Annotated in this window: 3 protein-coding genes; all 3 read left to right on the forward strand. The window is 61.3% G+C overall.

The genetic code is table 11. The features are described 5' to 3' along the window. The first annotated feature begins 81 nt into the window (after positions 1–81). On the forward strand, positions 82–585 hold the full coding sequence (gene tnpA / locus MESCI2_RS0125700; RefSeq protein WP_050596692.1) for an IS66-like element accessory protein TnpA: 504 nt from the start codon (positions 82–84) through the stop codon (positions 583–585). Further along, positions 582–926 carry an IS66 family insertion sequence element accessory protein TnpB gene (tnpB, locus tag MESCI2_RS1000000137520; RefSeq protein ID WP_081738910.1) on the forward strand — a complete coding sequence of 115 codons (345 nt, stop codon included), beginning with the start codon at positions 582–584 and terminating at the stop codon, positions 924–926. The genes tnpA and tnpB overlap by 4 nt, the downstream gene beginning before the upstream one ends. 44 nt (positions 927–970) lie before the next feature. Further along, a partial coding sequence (locus MESCI2_RS0125705) for an IS66 family transposase zinc-finger binding domain-containing protein (protein WP_027038983.1) occupies positions 971–1676 on the forward strand: 706 nt, incomplete at its 3' end.

The raw sequence follows: 1676 nt of genomic DNA on the forward strand, positions 1-1676 counted from the left end.
GTATGCATACGACGAAGGCCGCCTACTGACGCGTACCTTGAGGCGTTAGTGTCCGCTTAGATTTAAGTGGACGCTTGGCGAATGAAGTATCTGGCTATGGAGCAGCCGTCGACGTTGGAAGCGAGCACGGCCGCGGCTGTGCCGCAGCCGCCGGATGCGGGCCGACAGCGGACGCGCCGCTCCTGGACGGTCGAGCAGAAGCTGGCGATTGTGCGTGAGGTGCAGGAGTCCGGTGATCCGGTGTCGGTTGTGGCGCGACGTCACGACATGAACGCGAACCACTTGTTCATCTGGATGAAACAAGCCCAGGAAGGGCGATTGGGCCGATCCAACCCGCCGTCCGAGACCCCACCGATCGCCTTCATTGACATGGGTGTTGTCGGTCCCAGCCTGCACGATGCAGAGCCGGAAGAGCCGGCTCCTGAGCGATCGCACTCTGAAGTACCAGCTACGACCCGCCAAGCGGTGTCTACCGGTGGCCGGATGGAAATCGTCGGGGCCAACGGCCGGCGTGTGATCGTTGACCGCACTGTTGACGTAGGTGTCCTGATGCGGATCTTGCAGGGGCTGGAAATGCTGCGATGATCCCGACAGAAGGCGTGCGTGTGTGGTTAGCCACAGGCTACACCGACATGAGATGTGGCTTTCCATCACTGGCGCTACGGGTGCAGGAGGTCCTCAAACATAATCCCCTTGGGGGCAATCTGTTTTGCTTCAGGGGGAAACGCGGAAATTTGTTGAAGGTCATCTGGCATGATGGCCAAGGAGCATGCCTGTTCACAAAAAGACTCGAGCGCGGCCGCTTCATATGGCCGACAGTTGAGGGCGGAGCTGTGACAGTATCTTCTGCACAGCTGAGTTATCTCTTATCTGGCATAGACTGGCGGAACCCTCAGGAAACGTGGCGTCAAACTCGGGTTGGGTAGCATTTTTTAATTGAAAATACAATGGAATGTGATTCAATCGGCATATGACTTCCAAGCCGGTTGAGCTCCCCTCGGATCTTGCCAGCGCCTACGTGGCGCTGCTGGCTGAACGTGAGGCGTTGCAGGCTGAACGCGATGTGGCGGTCGCGGATGCTGCCAACTGGCAGGCTGAAGCCGCCAACGCGCAGGCCATGCTGTCCGACACCGCGGCGCGGATTGCGCATCTCGAGCTGCGCATCGAGAAGCTGAAACGCGAACTGTACGGGCAGCGCTCCGAGCGCACGGTGCGGCTGATCGAGCAGTTGGAATTGGAGCTCGAAGAACTCGTCACCTCGGCGACCGAGGACGAGCTTACCGCGCAGGCCGCGGCGGCGAAGACCCAGACGGTGCGCCCCTTCACGCGCAAACGGCCGGTGCGCAAGCCATGGCCGGATGACATCGAACACGAGCGCGTCGTCATCGACCCTCCAACTGCCTGCGCCTGCTGCGGCGGATCGCGGCTGTCGAAACTGGGTGAGGACGTGACCGAGACGCTGGAGGAGATCCCGCGCCGCTTCAAGCTGATCGCGACGGTGCGCGAAAAGTTCACCTGCCGCGACTGCGAGAAGATCACCCAGCCGCCGGCGCCGTTCCATGCCACGCCGCGCGGCTTCATCGGTCCCCAACTGCTGGCGACGATCCTGTTTGACAAGTTCGGCATGCATGCTCCACTCAACCGCCAGAGCGCGCGCTTCAAGGCCGAGGGGATCG

Source organism: Mesorhizobium ciceri WSM4083 (assembly GCF_000519305.1).
Taxonomy (GTDB): domain Bacteria; phylum Pseudomonadota; class Alphaproteobacteria; order Rhizobiales; family Rhizobiaceae; genus Mesorhizobium; species Mesorhizobium ciceri_B.